We start from the raw sequence: 19344 nt of genomic DNA, 5'->3' as shown, positions 1-19344 counted from the left end.
GCGAAGTGTGGTTCTCGATAAAAATCAGACAGGACCATCAATAATAAGGAAAAAGTACATGGCGACGAATCAAGCTCCGTCACAAGATGTGCAAGAAATGGTGGCTCAGGCAGACACAGGTGCACGTAGCCCTTCGGGAATGCAAGGACGAATCCTTTGGTTTGTTCCTCTGTGTTGGTCACTATTTCAATTATGGTACGCATCCCCGTTACCATTTATTTTCAATTTTGGCGTACTGAACGACACGGAAGCGCGATCTATCCACCTTACTTTCGCGATCTTTTTGGCTTTCACTGCTTATCCAGCGATGAAGAATTCTCCTCGCGATCATATCCCTCTTGTTGATTGGATACTCGCGTTGGCTGGCAGCTTTTCAGCAGCCTATATATACCTTTTTTATACCGAGCTAGCAGGACGCTCAGGCGCACCGACAACGGTTGATATCGTTGTTGCTGTTATCGGTATGATCCTCCTTTTAGAAGCAACACGCCGAGCTCTTGGTCCACCATTGATGGTCGTGGCTGCTGTTTTCCTTACTTACACCTTTGCAGGCCCTTACATGCCTGACGTTATCGCACACAAAGGGGCAAGCTTGAACAAGGCCATGTCCCACTTGTGGCTAACAACAGAAGGCGTATTTGGGGTTGCGCTAGGTGTTTCTACCTCTTTTGTCTTCTTGTTTGTATTGTTTGGAGCAATGCTGGAACGCGCTGGTGCTGGTGCTTACTTCATTAAAGTTGCCTTCTCGTTACTTGGCCATATGAAAGGTGGTCCAGCTAAAGCGGCCGTTGTTGCATCAGGTTTATCTGGTCTGGTTTCTGGTTCTTCAATCGCAAACGTAGTAACAACTGGCACCTTTACGATTCCACTGATGAAGCGTGTTGGCTTTCCCGGCACAAAAGCGGGTGCGGTAGAGGTAGCGGCTTCAACCAATGGTCAGTTAACACCGCCAATCATGGGTGCAGCAGCATTTTTGATGGTGGAATACGTCGGTATCTCCTACGTTGAGGTGATTAAAGCTGCCCTACTTCCAGCGCTAATCTCTTATATTGCTTTAATTTACATTGTTCACCTTGAAGCATGTAAAGCAGGCATGACGGGCCTTCCTCGTCGCCACAACCCAACACTAGTACAAAGTCTGCTGTCCTTTACTGGCACAATCTTAGGATTGTGTGTGATCAGCGCATTGGTTTACTACGGAGTGGGTTGGACAAAGGACGTCTTTGGTGATGCCGCGACACCAATTGTTACCGTCGCACTATTAATCGCGTACGTTGGGTTGGTGAAAGTCTCAGCAAATCACGTGCAAGATGGCGCAATTGAGATTGATGCAGAATTAACAGAAGTACCTGATCCTGGTCCAACCGTTAAGTCAGGCTTGCACTACCTACTCCCTATCGTCGTATTGGTTTGGTGTTTGACTGTCGAACGTTTCTCACCTGGCCTTTCGGCATTCTGGGCAACGGTGTTCATGATTTTCATTTTGCTTACTCAACGTCCGTTGATTGCACTGCTGTCAAAGCAAGGTGACATGCTTCAGCAAACCAAAGATGGCTTTGTCGATCTTGCCGAGAGCTTAGTTTCTGGTGCGCGCAATATGATTGGTATCGGCGTTGCAACCGCGGCAGCGGGCACCGTTGTTGGTGTTGTTACACTAACGGGTATCGGCCTAGTGATGACCGACTTCGTCGAGTTTATCTCTGGTGGCAGCATCATTCTTATGCTGCTCTTTACCGCCATCATTAGCTTGGTTCTGGGGATGGGTCTGCCAACAACGGCGAACTACATCGTGGTCTCTACGCTAATGGCGCCGGTTATTGTTACGCTCGGCGCAGCGCATGGCTTAATTATTCCGTTGATAGCGGTGCACTTGTTCGTTTTCTACTTTGGTATTTTGGCCGACGATACCCCACCTGTAGGCCTTGCGGCTTTTGCAGCAGCAGCAATTGCGAAATCAGATCCAATTCGTACCGGTATCCAAGGTTTTACTTACGATATTCGAACCGCTATTTTGCCGTTCATGTTTGTGTTCAATACCCAGCTATTGTTAATGGGGATCGACTCTTGGTGGCATTTGGCACTCACGGTCATCTCATCGATCATTGCAATGCTGATTTTCTCTGCGGCAACTCAAGGGTGGTGGTTCACGCGTAACAAGTGGTGGGAAACAGTCCTATTATTAGTACTGACGTTTTCGTTTTTCCGTCCAGGTTTTTGGTGGGACATGCTGTACCCAGCGAAAGTTCTTTCTCCTGGCGTTGAGGTAGCTCAAATCACGGAAACACTAAATGTAGGAGAATCATTGGAGTTACGTGTTGCCGGTGAAAACCTTGAGGGCGACTACATTGAGAAAACGGTTCGTCTTCCATTCGAAGACAGTGCGACAACAGCAGACGAACGTATTTCATCTATGGGTCTGATGCTGACCGAAAGTGACAACAAAATGATTGTCGATATGGTTGAATTTGGTAGTCCAGCAGAGTCCGCAGGTATCGACTTTGATTGGGAAATCAAGTGGGTTATCCAGGATGCAGACCGTCCGATGAAAGAGTGGGTGTTTGTACCATGCTTAATGATTTTGCTGGTGCTTGCAATGAACCAAAAACGTCGTGCTCGTAAGGAACAATTGAGCGCATAACCGATTTGGCCCCGAGGATAAAGGGGCCTTAATGAGAGACATTGAATGTACAAACAAATTCTTGTTCCGGTTGATCTAAATGACCAAGGCTTTTCAGACCGAGCGGTTGAACTAGCGGTTTGGCAGGCAAAGCAAGCAAATGCTCAAATCCATCTTCTGACGGTACTACCTGGTATTCACATGTCGATGGTTGCCACATACTTTCCGAAAGATGCTGCGGCCAAAATGAAGCAAGACGTGAAGCAGCAACTAAAAACTTTCGCTAATGAGCATATTGCTGAAGATGTGGTTTACCAAGTGCATGTTGCTGAAGGCAAGGCCTACGCGACCATTCTTGATTATGCAGAACGTTTAGGCGCTGATCTCATCATTATGCCAAGTCACAAGCGCTCTAAAATCAATAAAGTAATGCTTGGCTCTGTCGCGAGTAAGGTTGTGGAATATTCTCCAATCAATGTGATGGTCGTAAAACCGCAAGGCTAAGTAAATACAGAAACGAAAAAGGACGCTAACATTAGCGTCCTTTTTATATTAAACAAGTAAGGGTTATGCCATCATTGGGTAATCGGTATAACCTTCTGCTCCACCCAAATAAAAGTGTTCTGGTTTCGCCTCATTAAGAGGTGCATTTTTCTTAAATCGCTCAACTAAATCTGGGTTTGCGATAAAGGGAACGCCAAATGCGACCACATCAACTTTGTTTTCTGCAATTGCTGTTGCCGCTTCTTGTGCACTGTAGCCCACGTTCGCCATTAAGTGACCTTGATAGTTTTCGCGTGCTGGCTTGAGAACATCTGCTTTTTGTACGCCTTTCAGATCCGCACGCATCACGTGCCAATAAGCAAGATCGAAAGAATTAAGTTGCTCTGCTAAGTAACGCACCAAGCCAACTGGATCACTGTCTTTCATGTCATTAAATCCATTTAGCGGAGATGTGCGCAGACCGACTCTTCCAGGTCCCCATACCTCAACGACTTCTTTCACTATCTCAAGTAAAAATCGAGCACGATTTTCAACCGAGCCACCGTATTCATCGGTACGTAAATTTGAACCGTCACGAAGGAAGTTATCAATAAGATAACCATTGGCGCCATGTATCTCGACCCCATCAAAGCCGGCTTTCTTGGCGTTTTCTGCACCTTGTTTAAACGCCGCAACAATGGAAGCTATCTCATCCACTTCGAGTGCTCGTGGTACCGTATATGCTTGCTTACCCGAAGGGGTATGGACTAATTCATCACGAATGGCCAATGCGCTCGCCGCTACAGGTGTTTTTCCTTCATTCAGATCAGGATGACAAGCTCGTCCCGCATGCCAAATTTGCAGTACAATCTTACCGCCTCTCTCATGAACCGCATCCGTTACCTTTTTCCAAGCTGCGATTTGCTCTTCGCTGTAAATGCCCGGCTCTGCCATGAAAGCAGACGTACCTTCCATCACCATGGTGCATTCAGCAATGATAAGTCCGGCACTCGCACGTTGAGCGTAGTATTCAACCATAAGGTCATTAGGAATATGGTCCGCACCAGCACGAGCTCGCGTTAAAGGCGCCATAATGGCACGGTTATCTAATGCTAATTGACCGAGTTCGATAGGAGAAAATAAGTCTACAGAGTTGGACATGTTGTTTACCTCAAATGACAATAACTTGATGGCTAAGGATGAGATGCCAGACTATAATCAGATTAATATTGAAACAATATAGATAATTGAAAGTGATTGTTCGCAATTTAGAAACAATTGACTTTAGAACGCTTTCTATCTTTGTCACAAGCTGTCGACTACTGAGCTTAACCAAGTGCGCGCTGGAGTTAAACCTACCAAAATCTACTGTTAGCAAAGCCATAACCAAACTCGAACAACACTTTGAAGCCAAACTCCTAGAGCGCACAACCCGAAAGTTAGTGATCACCGAAGCTGGCCAAATGGTTTTAGAGCGTGCTGCAAGCTTAGTTGAGGAATTCCACTCAATTGGCCATGACGTTCAGGAGATGGAACAACAGATCCAAGGCCGGCTGCGTATTTCCGCGCCACCAGCGTTGGATGCGTATATGGCGGAGCACATCTTTTTGCCATTTTTAAAACAATGGCCAAAAGTACAAATTGCGTTAGAAGCATCGAACGATTTTGTTGATCTCTTTTCACACGGCTTTGATATGGCAATTCGAGTCGGTCAGATAGTTGATGATCGATTGATCGCAAAAAAATTAGGCTATACCACTCGAGTTCTGGCTGCTAGCCCTGAGTATTTAGCTGAGTTCGGCGTACCTGAAACGCCAGAAGATCTGACAAAACACAACTGTTTGAGGTATCAATATGTTTCAGAAATAGGGCCTTGGACGCTGATCTCACACGATAATACCGTCAATGTTTCAATAACCAGTAACTTCTCAAGTACAACTGTAGAAGCAATATTGAAAGGTGCACTTAAAGGACTAGGCATCGCTAACTTACCTGTGCAAAACATGACGCAAGAGCTAGAAAGTGGCACCTTAGTCAGAGTGTTGCCGCAATGGCACACGGTACCAATGCCTATTTATCTAGTCTATCGTCCTGGAGCAAACCGCCCACGGCGCGTACAAGCAATGATTGACCATATCATGAGCTTAAGATCTCAATTTGAATTTGGCCCTAGGCATGGTTTGTGTTGCGGAGAAGCATAACCTAGCAACTATCAGGCACTAGCATGCGGCTCGGATAAATGCCGCAAGCTTCTCACTAGCATGCTGTTCACTCAATGCAGACATATCACCCGCGGCTTCCACTTTACCATCTGCCACAAACACAAAGTGGCTGGCAATCGCTTTGGCATCGCTTAAATGGTGCGTGACCATCAATACGGTTATTCCCCGCTCTGCTGCCAGTTTTTTTACCAAGCCTAGCATCTCTTCACGCAACACCGGATCAAGCGCCGAGAACGGCTCATCCAACAGCCACATGGGATGAGGCTGAACAAAACAACGCGCTAAGGCAACACGTTGACGCTGGCCACCAGAAAGATGCTCTGGCAAACGGTCGAGGTACTCTGCAACACCAACTTGCTGCGCGGCTTGTTCAATCTGACGATTTTGGTCCACCGTAAGCTTTAGCCCTGGGTGTAAGCCCAAACCGATGTTGTCACGCACCGATAAGTGAGCAAACAAATTGTGCTCTTGGAACAACATAGAGAACGGACGCAGATAAGGCTCTTTACGCACAATGGACTCACCATCAACACAAATATCACCACGGTCAGGATGGATGAATCCTGCCACCAACGCCAGCAAGGTTGACTTCCCTGCCCCACTTGGTCCCATCAGCGATACAATCTGTCCTTGCTCAATCGTTAAGTCAAAACGAAACAGTTCACGTTGGTAGGTGTACTGCACATCATCCAACACTAACATTACGCTCTCTCCTTCGTTTTCAATACTTTCTCAATCAAGGCAAAACAGCCCACACTCAACAACAATAGGGTCACCGATACCACCGCAGCTGCGTCCATCTGATAACTGCCAAGCAACTGGAACAAATACAGAGGTAAGGTACGAAACTCTTGTCCACCAAACAGTGCGATGGCACTTAAATCCCCTATTGCAAACATAAAGCTGATCGCAAACGCATGTGCAAACGGCTTGCGTAGCGCCTGCCACTCCACCACTTTAAACCGTTGCCAGCCACGCATGCCTAAGCTGGCACATACATACTGATACTGTTGTTCAATGTGCAGCATTGGCTGCGCTAGCGTTTTGATCACGTAAGGCAAAGCCATCAAACCGTTCACCAAAATCACGACAAAAAATGCCAAGCTAAAAACATCGGTAAATGTGCGCAGTAGTAAGAATAAACCGGTGCTAATCACCAGACCTGGAGTCACCAAAATAATGGTGCCGATTAACTCTATCTGATCGGCTCGCGTGTTTTTGTACTGCAACCGCCAACGGCGACTGGTCAATAGTATGGACACCCCTGCAGCGACCGCAAGCGCGCTAGCGACACAGGCGACTTTGAGGGAGTTCAATAGCGCAGACCAAAAACGCTCATCGGTTAATACTGTCCAAACTTGTTGGTTGATACCACTCAGTAACACCATCAATAACGGCGGTATTACCAGTAATAAGACACCTATGATCCAAAAGCTATCCCAAGCTTTTGACCACCCATGATCCTTCGTTAAATATTGCTGTACTGATGTGCTTCCAGCACTGATAGAAACAGGACTTGTTAACTTCTGAACTCCAATAGCAAGCAGTCCACATAACAGCATCTGCCACAGCGCCAATAACGCCCCAGCTTGTAAATCAAAATCAAACTTAATCGCTTGGTAAATGGCCAATTCAATGGTGGTGGATTTTGGCCCGCCCCCCAACGCCATTACAGTGGCAAAACTGGTAAAGCACAACATAAACACCAACCCACAAACGTGGGGAAGCTGCTGCCTTAAACGCGGCCATTCTACCCAGCGAAACTTATCCCAATGGCTCATCCCAAGATGCGCGCAAAGCTTATGCTGCTCGGCAGGAATAGAGTCCAAGGCTTGCAGAAGCAATCGTGCCGCGTAAGGTAAATTAAAGAACACATGGGCGAGTAAAATGCCGTTCAAACCGTAAATAGAGAATGGCAGTTTAGTGTCGAAACTTTGCAACCACTGCGCCAACAACCCACTGTTGCCATAAATCGCTAACAGCCCAAAAACACCAACCAAAACCGGCAAAACCAGTGTCGATGCAAACAGCTTAAGCAGTAATGATTTACCAATAAATTGGCGACGCGAAAGTGCGTGCGCTACTGGAATGGCAAAGCCAACACTGAGCAATGTGGAAAGAAACGCTTGGTAGAAACTGAACTTGGTGACATGTTGATAGTACGGGTCGCCCCATACCACAGACACATCAAGTGAAGGGGCTTGAACAATCAAAGCACCTAGGGCAGAAATAACAAAGGTCGCGATGATCATCGCGACCCCTAAACCTATTTTTGGAACAGAATTCAAAGGTAAAACCTATCTCATTCAGATGAGGATGGAAACGTCAGCTAAAACGTCAATGCGCTTTGCCATTCGCGAATCCAAGACTTACGCATTTTTGCCACTTCATCAGCACTAAAGCTCAACGACTTGCTTGGAACACTCAAAGTTTCAAAACCTTTAGGTAACTCAACGTCAGTGACTGGGTACATCCAGTTACCCGTTGGCATCGCCGATTGGAACTCATCACTTAAAATGAAACTCATAAATTGATCAGCAAGTTCTGAATTTTTTGCCCCTTTCACTTTGGCGGCTACTTCAACTTGCATGTAGTGGCCTTCAGCAAAATTCGCCGTAGCAAACTTCGAATCGTTTTCCGCAATTAAGTGGTACGCAGGTGAAGTGGTGTAAGAAAGCACTAAATCGGACTCACCATTGAGGAACATAGAATACGCCTCAGACCAACCTTTCGTGACCGTTACGGTTTTGCTCGCTAGCTTCTGCCACGCTTGCGTCACATCGTCGCCATAAATAGATTTCATCCATAGCATTAAGCCTTGGCCCGGCGTTGAAGTCCGCGGATCTTGGTAAATCACTTTCAGATCGTCGCGCGTTTCCACCAGCTCTTTCATGCTTTTCGGCGGATTAGCCAGTTTCTCTTTGTTGTACACAAACGCGAAGTAGCCGTAATCGTACGGTACAAACGTCGTGTCACTCCAACCGTTTGGTAACACTGTGTTAGCCGTATCCACATTGTGCTCGGCAAGCAGATCGGTTTTCTTCGCTTCTGCCATCAGATTGTTATCCAAACCTAATACGATGTCCGCTTTGCTATTACCGCCTTCAAGACGAAGACGATTCAGAATCGACACACCATCGTCCAACGCTACGAAGTTAACGTCACAGCCACATTTTGCTTCAAAAGCTTGCTCGATTTTAGGACCCGGCCCCCAATCTGCGGCAAAAGAGTCGTAGGTATAGATGGTTAATGTGTTTTCAGCGGCAAACGCTGAAGTAGAGGTGATTGCAGCTAGGGCAATCAGATTTAGAGTGGGTTTCACTGCTCGCTCTCCATGAGTATTTCAGAGAAATAAGTTGAGCGGCACAGGGTTTGAGGCGGCTATTAAGGACTTCCAATATCCAGACTCAATTCCTACGCCAGCATTATCTGGTTCAGGTAATACGGGTCCCTAGTTAAACACTTAGGTCTCAGCGCCCCAATGCATTGATTGACTCAATGCTAAATGGGTTTGCTCCCCGATGAGTTGGATGGATTGTAAAGGTATTTGAGTGGTTACACAATCAGCTCACGAGCGCTGGTCATAACCCCAACGAGGCACCAAACCTTGCTCAATACCTAAGTGGTCAAGAATTCTCGCCACCATAAAATCCACTAAGTCTTCAATACTCTTTGGCTGATGATAGAAGCCTGGAGCTGCTGGCATGATGGTGACGCCCATTTGCGACAGTTTGTGCATGTTCTCCAGATGTAGCGTTGAAAATGGTGTTTCGCGAACCACGAGCAACAGCTGCCCGCGCTCTTTCATTACCACATCAGCGGCCCGCTCGATCAAGTTATCTGACATACCATGCGCAATCGCTGCAACGCTTCCCGCAGAACATGGGCAAACCACCATTTGCTTTGGTGCAGCAGAACCAGACGCAACCGGTGAGAACCAGTCATCTTTACCGCAAACGGTGATGTTATCGGGATTGCAGTTCAGGTGCTCTACCAATGCTTGCTGCGCCGCTTCTGGGCCACTTGGTAGCTTAAGATTATGCTCGGTTGCCATCACAACACGAGCTGCCGAAGAAATCAGAACGTAGACATGATAATCCGCCGCAACCAAGCATTCTAAAAGACGAAGGCCGTAGGGAGCACCAGAAGCACCCGTTAATGCCAACGTGATGGCTTTTTTATGAGAGGGTTGTGTTTTGTTTTGCATATCAATCAGGCTTTTTGTTTTAACTGCTCAAGAAGTTTTCCGTGAATACCACCAAAGCCACCGTTGCTCATGACTAGAATTTGGTCACCTGGTCGCGCACGTTCGACGATCTTGGCTACAAAGTTATCTATATCCGCATCGACAAACGCTGGCTGTGTGCATTGGTCGGCAATGTCTTGCACAGACCACTCGATATTATCTGGCTGGAACAAGAAGACTTCATCTGCACTGTGTAGTGACTCTGCAAGTGTGTTTTTGTGTACACCTCGCTTCATGGTGGCAGAACGCGGCTCCAACACAGCAAGGATGCGTTTTTCACCTACCTTGTTACGCAAACCACCGACAGTAAGTTCAATTGCCGTTGGGTGATGCGCAAAATCATCGTAAACCGTCACACCTTGTTCTTCACCTTTCAGCTCTAAACGGCGCTTGGTATTGATGAAACGCCCTAATGCCTGGCAAGCAAGATCCGGAGTGACTCCAACATGTCGTGCAGCAGCGATTGCCATCAGCGCATTATCCACATTGTGGTCACCCACCAAATTCCATTCGACGGTACCAACCTTCTCACCTTGCAACGCAACGTCAAATTTTGAGCCATCAAGCACTAATTTGTGCGCTTGCCAGTCACCATTCTCACCAGAGAACTGTTTTTCAGTCCAGCAACCACGCTCTAATACATCCGCTAACGCTTGATCCTGCCTCGGCGCTAAGATCAATCCATTGCCCGGTACAGTTCGCACTAAATGATGGAATTGGCGCTTGATCGCTTCTAGATCATCGAAGATGTCGGCATGATCAAACTCAAGATTGTTCATGATTAAAGTGCGAGGATGGTAATGCACAAACTTAGAACGCTTATCGAAAAAAGCACTGTCATATTCGTCCGCTTCAACGACAAAAAACATGCTTTCACCCAAACGAGCAGACACTCCGAAGTTACCGAGTACCCCACCGACTAAGAAACCCGGTTGATAACCACAATCTTCAAGTATCCAGGCAAGCATGCTCGACGTGGTCGTTTTCCCATGTGTACCCGATACCGCCAATACCCAACGATCATGCAGCAAAAACTCGTTGAGCCACTGCGGGCCAGAGGTGTAACGCATGTTAGTGTTGAGCACATGCTCGACACAAGGGTTGCCACGGCTCATCGCATTACCAATCACCACAAGATCTGGTTGGGGGTCGAGTTGAGACGGGTCAAAGCCTTCAATAATTTCAATACCTTGAGACTCAAGCAGTGTGCTCATTGGCGGATAAACGTTGGCATCAGAACCAGTGACTTTATGTCCTAATTGGCGCGCTAGAATCGCTGCGCCGCCCATAAATGTGCCACAGATACCCAAGATATGAATGTGCATAAACTAAACCTTGTAATGCGTTTTTTAATGCTTTCATTATCGCGATTACCGCCTGAAAAGCGAGTGACTTTAGCCTTCTTCTTGCAGTCCCTTTCACAAATATGACAAGGTTGAACACAGACTGTACAACCTCTTGCTTACTGATGAATCCCTCAAACAAGTCTACAAATAAATTGAGATCTCAAACAGTTACTTCATTACCATTAAAAAGATCTGCGACTTAAACTTACATCCAGCGCAATCGTTTAACATCCATAAAGAGATGCTCACTTGCGCACTACCCCCAATGAAATGAAAATGTAAGGATTAACCATGTCAGGACTGCGCACCCTAGGCGAGTTCATTGTCGAAAAACAAGCGGATTTCCCCCACGCTAGCGGTGATCTATCATCCCTTTTAGCCTCCATTCGTTTAGCTGCAAAAATCGTTAACCGCGAAATCAACGCAGCGGGTCTCGGTGATATCACTGGTGCTGTAGGCACGGAAAATGTCCAAGGTGAAGATCAGCAAAAGCTCGATGTTTACGCGAACGATAAGTTCAAAGCCGCGCTTGAAGCTCGTGATCAAGTGTGTGGCGTTGCCAGTGAAGAAGAAGACGAAGCAGTTGCGTTCAATAAAGAACTCAACCAAAACGCCAAATATGTAGTACTGATGGACCCACTTGATGGTTCTTCTAACATCGATGTGAACGTCTCTGTTGGTACTATCTTCTCGATTTATCGTCGTGTTTCTCCAATCGGTACTCCACCAACTGAAGAAGACTTCCTACAACCTGGTCACAAACAAGTGGCTGCGGGCTACGTAATTTACGGCTCCTCCACCATGTTGGTATACACAACTGGTAACGGTGTAAACGGCTTTACTTACGACCCATCTATCGGCAGCTTCTGTCTTTCTCATGAAAACATGATGATTCCTGATGATGGTAAGATCTACTCCATCAACGAAGGTAATTACATTCGTTTCCCTCAAGGGGTGAAGAAGTACATCAAGTACTGCCAAGAAAACGTGCCAGAAGACGGTCGCCCATACACTTCTCGCTACATTGGCTCGCTGGTTGCTGATTTCCACCGCAACCTACTGAAAGGTGGTATCTACCTTTACCCAAGCACACAAAGCCACCCACAAGGCAAGCTACGCCTGCTTTACGAATGTAACCCTATGGCATTCCTCATTGAGCAAGCTGGGGGCATTGCATCGGACGGCGTGAATCGCATTATGGACATCAAGCCTACTGAGTTGCACCAGCGTGTACCTTTCTTTGTGGGTTCGAAGAACATGGTTCGCAAAGTTGAAGAGTTCCTTGAACTGCACCGCGACGAAGAATAATTTCAGACCTTTGTCCAACGCGGCAGGTGTTTACCTGCCGCGTTTTTGTCGCTAAAGTGAAACGCGAATTTATCATCAGATGAAGCCGCTTTTGTGTGACTCATCGTTAATGAAAAGGAATATTCTAATGAGCTTAAACCATGTACCAGCAGGCAAGTCGCTGCCTGAAGATATCTATGTCGTTATCGAAATTCCTGCAAATGCAGATCCAATCAAGTACGAAGTAGATAAAGACTCTGGTGCTGTATTTGTCGACCGTTTCATGTCTGCACCAATGTTCTACCCATGCAACTATGGCTACGTGAACAATACCCTGTCTCTTGATGGCGACCCAGTCGACGTATTGGTACCAACACCATACCCACTCATGCCAGGTTCAGTCATTCGCTGCCGTCCTGTTGGCGTTTTGAAGATGACAGATGAATCGGGTGAAGATGCAAAAGTGTTTGCGGTTCCCCACTCAAAAATCTCGAAAGAGTACGAGCACATCCAAGATGTGGACGATATCCCAGAACTACTGAAAGCGCAGATCACGCAATTCTTTGAGCGTTACAAAGAGCTTGAAGCAGGCAAATGGGTGAAAGTGGATGGTTGGGCAGATGTTGCTGCCGCCAAAGCTGAAATCCTAGAATCTTACGAGCGAGCTCAGAAAAAATAAGCATCACTGCTGATACAAAATTAAAAAGAGCTGCTCTAGGGCAGCTCTTTTGCTTTCATCTTACCTGTGTCAACTAGATAGGTGCGCCTGCTGAAGACATTCGTCCAGCGTCGTAGTCATGTTGAAAGAAGGGGTCAACATCATCACAAATGCCAAAATACGGACGCCCGATAACACCGAGCATATAAGCACTTTGCTCACAATACTCTTGTTTGCCTTGCTGGTAACCCGCTTGATAAGCCATTATCAGTTCTGGCGTCGCATGGTTAACATCATCCAGCTTCGCAACTCGCTCCTCAGATAACTCCCGTAATCCATCTAAAGCTGACTGCTTACCAAACACTTGCCAATCGGTCACATTATTCGAAGTCGGTAGTGTTGTTTGTGCGCATGCAGCAAGAAGCAACGCCATTGCTCCAATTACGAATGTTTTCATCGTGACTCCTTAGTGTTTAGCTCGTTGCTATTGATAATGTCAGTATAGCTCACACCTTTTGACACCAATCTCCGGAAGCGATTTCTTCGGTTAGCTGCTCAGTATCTTGATATAAGTAGATCCAAGCTTGGCCAAACGGCGTGACGATGCTCTCTCGGCGATATTCCACTGGCACATCTTCCAACTTATCTAGCTCGGATAAGGTTTCATCATCAATCAGATACACTTCACCTTGAATCGAGCGTTGCCCAACAGACAACGCTGGATAAGGGCCTAAGTCATACATTGCAAATTGAGCATCCGTTTCATGTAAACCAAGAAACTGTGCCGAGCGCAAATACTGATGGTTGTACTCTCCCTTGCGTAACGTGCCGTAGACAAAAATCAAATGCTGCATAACCACTCCTTAGTCATGACTGTGTATGCTTAGGTTAAAGCACTTTAATCGAACTCAAACTGATAGAGTAGGTCAACGGCGCTATCTACACCAGATACCGCTTCTAAATACAAGTCTTGCATCAATCGGTAACGCACAGTGAACTCACCTAGAGAGTTAAAGATACCGACACCATATTTCACCTGCAAACCTGGCAGAATATAACCACTCACCGTCACTTGCGAATCATCGCCTGAACCAGCAGTGTCCAGCTGTAAATCCTGTACGCCAAAGGCTTCACCGATTTCACCAACCACACGACCACTCTTCGCCAAGCTTAAACCAATTAAGGTAGTCGTCATTGCATTACCACCGGCTTCACCATCAATATCTTGACCACGAAGTAGATAAGAAAGTGCATTGGCTTGGTTCATCGCGGGCTCTGAGAAAATTTCTATACTCGGATCAGATGCTGGGCCTGACACTTGTACCCCCGCAATGACATCATCTTGGGTATTGTCTGGATTACGAATCGCTTTGATAGACAAGTAAGGTTGATCTGGTGGACCATTCATCAGAATTTTACCTTCTTTAATCAATAAGTCCTGACCAAACGAACGATAAGAACCGTCGACAACATTCACTTCACCAACGATGAAAGGACCTTTGTCTTTTTGTGTCACGTTTAGGTTCCCTTTCAACCCACCTTTTAAACCAAAAGCGGCAAGTTGGAAGTCATCACCAATTTTAATGTTGATGTTCGTTTCCACATCAAACGGCATCGCAGCCACATCGTCCACTGGCTGCAAGTTTTTATCGAGAATAACGGTATCACTCGATACGCCTACCGCACTTGGTGGAAGCTCTTCGACGACAATTCTTCCCCATGGCAAATTAATATCACCCTCAATTTTCGCAAGCTGAGGGGTCACATCTATTGTCATGTCAGGCTCAACTTTGATTTTTACCATTGGAGGCACATCAACATTGAGCTCTTTAGCAAATACACGCGCTTTAGTGCGCCAGTTCTGTAAGTCCTGCCAGTCGGCATCACCGGTAACGTTCAACTCACCATCCGGGGTTAAAATTCCGGCATCCAAGTCCGCTTGATGGCCTTTAAAGTTGATGACGACCTGCCCTGAGTTTATATCTATCGGTGTGACTTCACCCTGTAGCTTCATTTGGTCAATCAAGAACTGACCGTTCACCTTCGGATGCATAACGTCACCTGATATCGCTAGGTCAGTATTCATGTTTGCTTTAAACAAGCTGTACTCACCAATCAACGGTGCCAAGAAGTCCAAGTGGAACGTAGAGAGTGAAACCTTACCATCAATAGTGGGCTTTTCAGACGAGACATTCAGTAAAGAAACCTTACCAGACAAGTCACCGTTATCTTTCACATCAAATAGCCACTCGGCATCAAGCTTGTCTTTCGCTAATGCCGCTTTAAAGTTGAAGCTTTCCCAACCGACTTTAATTGGCTGCTCAAGCGCTTGTTCAACTTGGCCTTTTGGCATATTGACACTTAAGGTTACTTCAGGCTTTTTCTCTGGTGCCCATTTAGCAAAAGCCTGTGCATTAACCGAGCCTTGCAGCTTGGTTTCTGGCGGCAGGAATTGTTTGATTTGGTCAAAATCAAAATCATTGATGGCTAACTTCGCCTGGCCACTCTTACCGACACTAATGTCTTCGGTTAGACATACGCTCGACTCAGCTTGCAACCAACAATGCGCTTGAACGTTCGCGATCTGTTTGTCGATATTGACCTTCACCGCGGTCGATTTTTGCAACGCCCACGGGCCTTGTTGCGAGCTCAGCGTCAAGCGGCGCAGCGCCCCATCCCAAATCATTTCTGGTTTCTGCTGGAATGCCCCTTCAATTTCTAAACTGGTCGACACCAGGTCAGACACTACATCGAGCGTCAGTTGATGCAGTTTTTCATCCCCAGAGACTTCAAGGTCAGCACTATCAACTTTTATGTCGTCATAGGTAATGTTGTTCGCAATTAGGCTTATGTTCGCTTTTGGTGCTGGCAGAGGCTTCACATCACCCTTTAAGGTGATCGTTTCTACGTTCGCCTGTTGCTGCCAGTTTATCTGATTTAAAGCGAGATCAAGATTGATGTCTGGTTCTTTCAAGCTACCACGTAGTGCGACTTTACCTTGCATTTTACCTGCAAGATCCGGAACACTTTTTGCAAAATCAGGGAAGTTAACCTCAACATCCATCAGAATTTGCTTATCGATCTTACCCTTTGCACTCAGTTGGTTCGGGCCATGAGAAAGCGCTAAACCCTGAGTGGTAAGTTGGATGTCTTCGCCTTTGCCGTTCTTGTCAGACGCTTCAAGTTGCCCTTCAACATTCAGCGGATAACCTCGCAAAATGCCGTCAATGTCTAACTTAGGCAAACTGACTTGCCAACCGCCTTGTTCTGTTAACGACCCCGAAGTCGAAAGATTACCGCTGATATCCCCTTCGGCTTCTTTCCACTGCAATCCTGGTTGAATGTTCTTCAGGTTTAAGTCAGCTTGCCAGTTGATTGGCGCGGCCCAATTGGCCATGACTTTCCCAGAGAGCTCGCCCCCTAAGGTTTTCACTACAAGGCTTTCGAGGTCAATTTGCTCTAACGTACCTTTGCCGTTTAGTGCGACATCAACGGCGGGAATATCTTTGCCCGAAGCTTTGGTTTCTAATGCGACTTCGTAGCCATCAAGTGAGCCTTTTGCCGCCAAGCTTGGTACAGAAACCTGGTAATCGCTTTGTCCAAATAGCGGCCATTGCGCCTGTACATTTTTAATCGCGACATCAAACGGCAACTGTGTTTTAAGCGGTTGAATATCACCTTTGATCTCCGCTTGTACAAGCTCAGAAAGCGTAGCATTTAGTGACAAATCACCAACCGAACCCGAGACCGAAAGCGACAGTTTTTGTCCCTTCGCATCCGCTTGCTTCACTAACGCGTCCAATTGCGCTTTGATAGGGTAATCAGAAGAAAGCGTCACTTGTGTGCTCAACTTGCCCTCCACTTCTGGCATGTCGAGCTCTAACGTTTTGACATCAACACGTTCACCGCCTGCTCTTGCAACCAAACCAAGATGATTGACGATCACTGGCGTTTCACCCGCCAGTTTGAAATTGTGAATATCAAGACGACGCGCTTCCACCGTCAGTGGAATCCATACTTCGGGTAACACAATATCTTGCGGCGTAGCATCGGCTTCTTTCGGCTCTTCAACAACCGCTTCAGGTTCAGCTTCACTTGGTGCTAAAGCCACATTAATATCTTTCAACGCGGTAGGTGCGATCACCAAACGATCGCCTTGCATCGACAAAGCGGTCGAGAACGTTTGCCAATCAATTTGATTGCCCAGCACATTGACATTGATGTCATTAAAGCTGACTTTATTAACAAAAATTGGCACTGGCGTACTGATAGAACGCAGTGGTTGTGTTTCCTCTTGCTCCTCGCTTGCTGGCGGTAGCTCTGGCATCTTAAAGTCAAGCCCCTGCAGTCTTAACTCATCGACACAGACCTTAGGGTCAAAGAAACAGCGGAAGTTCACTGCCAAAGCTAAACGCTCAACTTTGGCGTCGATATTCAAAGACTCATCGACAAAACTGACGTTATGCAGTTCGAAGCGAGGAAACAATGAACCCTGCACTTTTTCAATCTGCAATTGTGGTAATGCTTTTTCAGCTCCCCACAAGGCAAATTTGAGGCCTGGGTGGGTAAACAAAACTGTCGCGACAATAATGATGAGCAACAGCAATAGACCAATCAAACTGAGCGACAGCCATTTGGTCCACTTAAACATCATTTTGATCATAGCTCAGGCCCCAATGAGAAGTGGATACGAAACTCTCGTTCTGGTTTTGCATCCAACCCCCATGCAAAATCAAAACTAACAGGGCCCACCGGAGACGCCCAGCGGATACCAACACCAGCACCTGATTTCCAATCTGGTGTTTCATTAAACGCATCACCAATATCGTAAAACGTTGCAGCCCACCAGTTTCCATAAACACGATATTGGTATTCTAATGTACTGCTAACAATGTATTTACCACCCGTCAAAGCACCACTCTCATCCACAGGTGAAATAGATTCATAGCCGTAACCACGAATATTATTGTCACCACCAGCGAAGAAACGCAGCGACGGTGATAGCTTTTCAAGTTCATCGGTAATATTCGCACCACCTTCTAGGCGGAACAAACCACGATGATTCTCTCCAATACCACGAATCCAAGAAGTCGAGCCAATTAAGCGGAGCACTCTAGTTTCAGAAAGCATAGCGGTATCACCATACTCAATAGTGATGCTTTGCTTGTCTCCCCACATTGGCATATTGCCCCCTCGAACCCTAGTCCGAGAAAATGTCGCACCTGGAAGTACGAAGTTGAATTCATCATCTTGTAAACCTTGCGTAAAGCTCTCGTACAAATGACGAACATAAACGGTATTATGCCAACCACCGTCTGCTAACCAATGACGTTCCACTGCAAGGTTAGACTCGATACTCTGTGTGTCACGGTTGTCTAGGTTTTTAAGCCCATATTGAACTTGATAATAATCGTTAGCGACATCTTCTAAAGGAATTTTGTAAGAAGCAGTCACGGTTTGCTCTGGCTTAGATAGGGATAAAGCAGTGTTGAAACTGTGTCCTCGGGAGCTCACCCAAGGTTTCTTCCACTTCAACGTTCCTCGAACGCCGACATCCGTTGAGTAACCAATACCCGTCTCGATCTGATTCTTCGAAGCAGGAGATAAAGACACTTTAATTGGCAAGTCTCGGCCATCATCAAGCCTATCCAATTCAGGCTCAACAAAAACTGAGGAAAACCACTCCGTATTTGATAGCTTCTGGTTAAACTCGCCCAGCTTCGAAACGTTGTATGGGTCCCCTTCTTTAAAAGGTTGTAATGATGCGACACGATCTTCCCAGATGTGGTTGCCAATAAAAGAAACGTCGCCAAAATTGAAACGTATTCCACTGCTGTAGTGCAAACGGACATTAGCTTCGTTCAGATCAGGGATAACCTCTAATCGACTTAGCGTAAACTCACCATTGAAGTAACCACGCTGAAGCGCCAAGTTACGAATGCCTGACTTAAGGGTGTCGTATTGGCCTTGATTCAAAACTTGGCCAACTTTGAGCGGAGAGCGCTCAATAAGTTTTGCAAACTCTTCATCGTCCTTGGCCTCTCCAGTGATGACCACATCCATGACTTTCACTTTCACTGGCAAGCCCGGCTTGATGAGCACAATTAACTCATCATTCGCTTCAGGAATAGAGTATGAAATTTTTGCATGATAATACCCAAGCGCGTTAAGCGCTTCAGTGATACTTTGATCTAATCTCGCTTGAAAACGCAGAGAAGTGGAGTAATCCTTCTCTGGAATAGATGATAGATACGCACTGACATTCTCTTCTAAAGCGCCATCAATGCCTTTCAAAGTCAAAGAAACATCGGCATAGGCACCATGAGAAAAGGCAAACAGGCCAACAATGGTGGGGAGAGCTTTTTTTATCATGCTTTTATGGCTGAATGAGGTTAAGTAAACGTAAATAATGATAACGCCAATTAGATTCTAAGTCTGTAATATTAATAGGTTTAACGCGGTCTATGTCATCACAGCATCAGATA

Annotated in this window: 15 protein-coding genes and 1 riboswitch; of the genes, 5 read left to right on the top strand and 10 right to left on the bottom strand. The window is 46.3% G+C overall.

From position 1 onward, the window contains the following. Nucleotides 1-58: 58 nt before the first annotated feature. Both R7190_RS11295 and R7190_RS11290 read left to right on the top strand, forming a co-directional pair. Nucleotides 59-2638 carry a TRAP transporter permease gene (locus R7190_RS11295; protein ID WP_186584483.1) on the top strand — a complete coding sequence of 860 codons (2580 nt, stop codon included), beginning with the start codon at nt 59-61 and terminating at the stop codon, nt 2636-2638. Between the two features lie 45 nt (nt 2639-2683). After that, nucleotides 2684-3121, top strand: coding sequence for a universal stress protein (locus tag R7190_RS11290; protein ID WP_005379654.1), 438 nt, complete (start codon nt 2684-2686; stop codon nt 3119-3121). 63 nt (nt 3122-3184) lie between these two features. Here R7190_RS11290 and R7190_RS11285 read toward each other — a convergent pair whose 3' ends face one another. Further along, a complete protein-coding gene (locus R7190_RS11285) occupies nt 3185-4261 on the bottom strand; it encodes an alkene reductase (RefSeq protein WP_186584484.1) in 1077 nt (358 codons plus the stop codon). A 92-nt stretch (nt 4262-4353) separates the two neighbouring features. Here R7190_RS11285 and R7190_RS11280 point away from each other — a divergent pair, with 92 nt between their 5' ends. Continuing rightward, a complete protein-coding gene (locus R7190_RS11280; RefSeq protein WP_005379650.1) occupies nt 4354-5301 on the top strand; it encodes a LysR family transcriptional regulator in 948 nt (315 codons plus the stop codon). A gap of 18 nt (nt 5302-5319) precedes the next feature. Here R7190_RS11280 and thiQ read toward each other — a convergent pair whose 3' ends face one another. The 5 genes from thiQ to mpl form a co-directional block, all read right to left on the bottom strand. After that, complete coding sequence (thiQ, locus tag R7190_RS11275) at nt 5320-6024, bottom strand: thiamine ABC transporter ATP-binding protein (RefSeq protein ID WP_047101922.1); 705 nt, start codon at nt 6022-6024, stop codon at nt 5320-5322. Continuing rightward, a complete protein-coding gene (thiP, locus tag R7190_RS11270; RefSeq protein WP_186584485.1) occupies nt 6024-7610 on the bottom strand; it encodes a thiamine/thiamine pyrophosphate ABC transporter permease ThiP in 1587 nt (528 codons plus the stop codon). The genes thiQ and thiP overlap by 1 nt, the downstream gene beginning before the upstream one ends. A gap of 41 nt (nt 7611-7651) precedes the next feature. Then, on the bottom strand, nt 7652-8644 hold the full coding sequence (gene thiB, locus R7190_RS11265) for a thiamine ABC transporter substrate binding subunit (protein ID WP_005379642.1): 993 nt from the start codon (nt 8642-8644) through the stop codon (nt 7652-7654). Between the two features lie 72 nt (nt 8645-8716). Beyond that, a riboswitch (TPP riboswitch) is annotated at nt 8717-8853 on the bottom strand. A gap of 37 nt (nt 8854-8890) precedes the next feature. Beyond that, complete coding sequence (locus R7190_RS11260; protein WP_033906022.1) at nt 8891-9529, bottom strand: flavin prenyltransferase UbiX; 639 nt, start codon at nt 9527-9529, stop codon at nt 8891-8893. 5 nt (nt 9530-9534) lie between these two features. After that, nucleotides 9535-10893 carry a UDP-N-acetylmuramate:L-alanyl-gamma-D-glutamyl-meso-diaminopimelate ligase gene (mpl, locus tag R7190_RS11255; RefSeq protein ID WP_167415655.1) on the bottom strand — a complete coding sequence of 453 codons (1359 nt, stop codon included), beginning with the start codon at nt 10891-10893 and terminating at the stop codon, nt 9535-9537. Nucleotides 10894-11205: 312 nt separating this feature from the next. On the opposite strand from mpl, the gene fbp reads away from it, so the two are divergent. Both fbp and ppa read left to right on the top strand, forming a co-directional pair. Next, entirely contained in the window at nt 11206-12222 is a 1017-nt protein-coding gene (gene fbp, locus R7190_RS11250; protein ID WP_005383114.1) for a class 1 fructose-bisphosphatase, read from the top strand. A 127-nt stretch (nt 12223-12349) separates the two neighbouring features. After that, nucleotides 12350-12880, top strand: coding sequence for an inorganic diphosphatase (gene ppa, locus R7190_RS11245; protein ID WP_005379635.1), 531 nt, complete (start codon nt 12350-12352; stop codon nt 12878-12880). A gap of 73 nt (nt 12881-12953) precedes the next feature. Here ppa and R7190_RS11240 read toward each other — a convergent pair whose 3' ends face one another. From R7190_RS11240 to R7190_RS11225, 4 genes are read right to left on the bottom strand one after another with little or no spacing between them, the layout of a single operon-like run. Continuing rightward, nucleotides 12954-13316 (bottom strand): DUF2799 domain-containing protein, encoded by a 363-nt coding sequence (locus tag R7190_RS11240; protein WP_167415654.1) that lies wholly within the window; start codon nt 13314-13316, stop codon nt 12954-12956. A 49-nt stretch (nt 13317-13365) separates the two neighbouring features. Next, nucleotides 13366-13713, bottom strand: coding sequence for a gamma-glutamylcyclotransferase (locus R7190_RS11235; RefSeq protein WP_064368958.1), 348 nt, complete (start codon nt 13711-13713; stop codon nt 13366-13368). A 44-nt stretch (nt 13714-13757) separates the two neighbouring features. Continuing rightward, nucleotides 13758-17522, bottom strand: a complete 3765-nt coding sequence (locus R7190_RS11230; protein WP_186584486.1) for a translocation/assembly module TamB domain-containing protein — start codon at nt 17520-17522, stop codon at nt 13758-13760. Beyond that, nucleotides 17519-19231 (bottom strand): autotransporter assembly complex protein TamA, encoded by a 1713-nt coding sequence (locus R7190_RS11225; protein ID WP_005379622.1) that lies wholly within the window; start codon nt 19229-19231, stop codon nt 17519-17521. The genes R7190_RS11230 and R7190_RS11225 overlap by 4 nt, the downstream gene beginning before the upstream one ends. Nucleotides 19232-19344: the final 113 nt, after the last annotated feature.

Source organism: Vibrio sp. 1078-1 (genome assembly GCF_033340475.1).
Note: the sequence above shows the minus strand (reverse complement) of the source record. Positions and strands in the feature narration are given on the sequence as shown.

Bases quoted from the DNA above. Each gene is read 5' to 3' on its own strand.
- mpl (WP_167415655.1), bottom strand. From the start codon at position 10,893: ATGCACATTCATATCTTGGGTATCTGTGGCACATTTATGGGCGGCGCA.
- R7190_RS11260 (WP_033906022.1), bottom strand. From the start codon at position 9,529: ATGCAAAACAAAACACAACCCTCTCATAAAAAAGCCATCACGTTGGCA.
- ppa (WP_005379635.1), top strand. From the start codon at position 12,350: ATGAGCTTAAACCATGTACCAGCAGGCAAGTCGCTGCCTGAAGATATC.
- R7190_RS11290 (WP_005379654.1), top strand. From the start codon at position 2,684: ATGTACAAACAAATTCTTGTTCCGGTTGATCTAAATGACCAAGGCTTT.
- fbp (WP_005383114.1), top strand. From the start codon at position 11,206: ATGTCAGGACTGCGCACCCTAGGCGAGTTCATTGTCGAAAAACAAGCG.
- R7190_RS11235 (WP_064368958.1), bottom strand. From the start codon at position 13,713: ATGCAGCATTTGATTTTTGTCTACGGCACGTTACGCAAGGGAGAGTAC.
- R7190_RS11295 (WP_186584483.1), top strand. From the start codon at position 59: ATGGCGACGAATCAAGCTCCGTCACAAGATGTGCAAGAAATGGTGGCT.
- R7190_RS11240 (WP_167415654.1), bottom strand. From the start codon at position 13,316: ATGAAAACATTCGTAATTGGAGCAATGGCGTTGCTTCTTGCTGCATGC.
- R7190_RS11225 (WP_005379622.1), bottom strand. From the start codon at position 19,231: ATGATAAAAAAAGCTCTCCCCACCATTGTTGGCCTGTTTGCCTTTTCT.
- thiQ (WP_047101922.1), bottom strand. From the start codon at position 6,024: ATGTTAGTGTTGGATGATGTGCAGTACACCTACCAACGTGAACTGTTT.
- R7190_RS11285 (WP_186584484.1), bottom strand. From the start codon at position 4,261: ATGTCCAACTCTGTAGACTTATTTTCTCCTATCGAACTCGGTCAATTA.
- R7190_RS11230 (WP_186584486.1), bottom strand. From the start codon at position 17,522: ATGATCAAAATGATGTTTAAGTGGACCAAATGGCTGTCGCTCAGTTTG.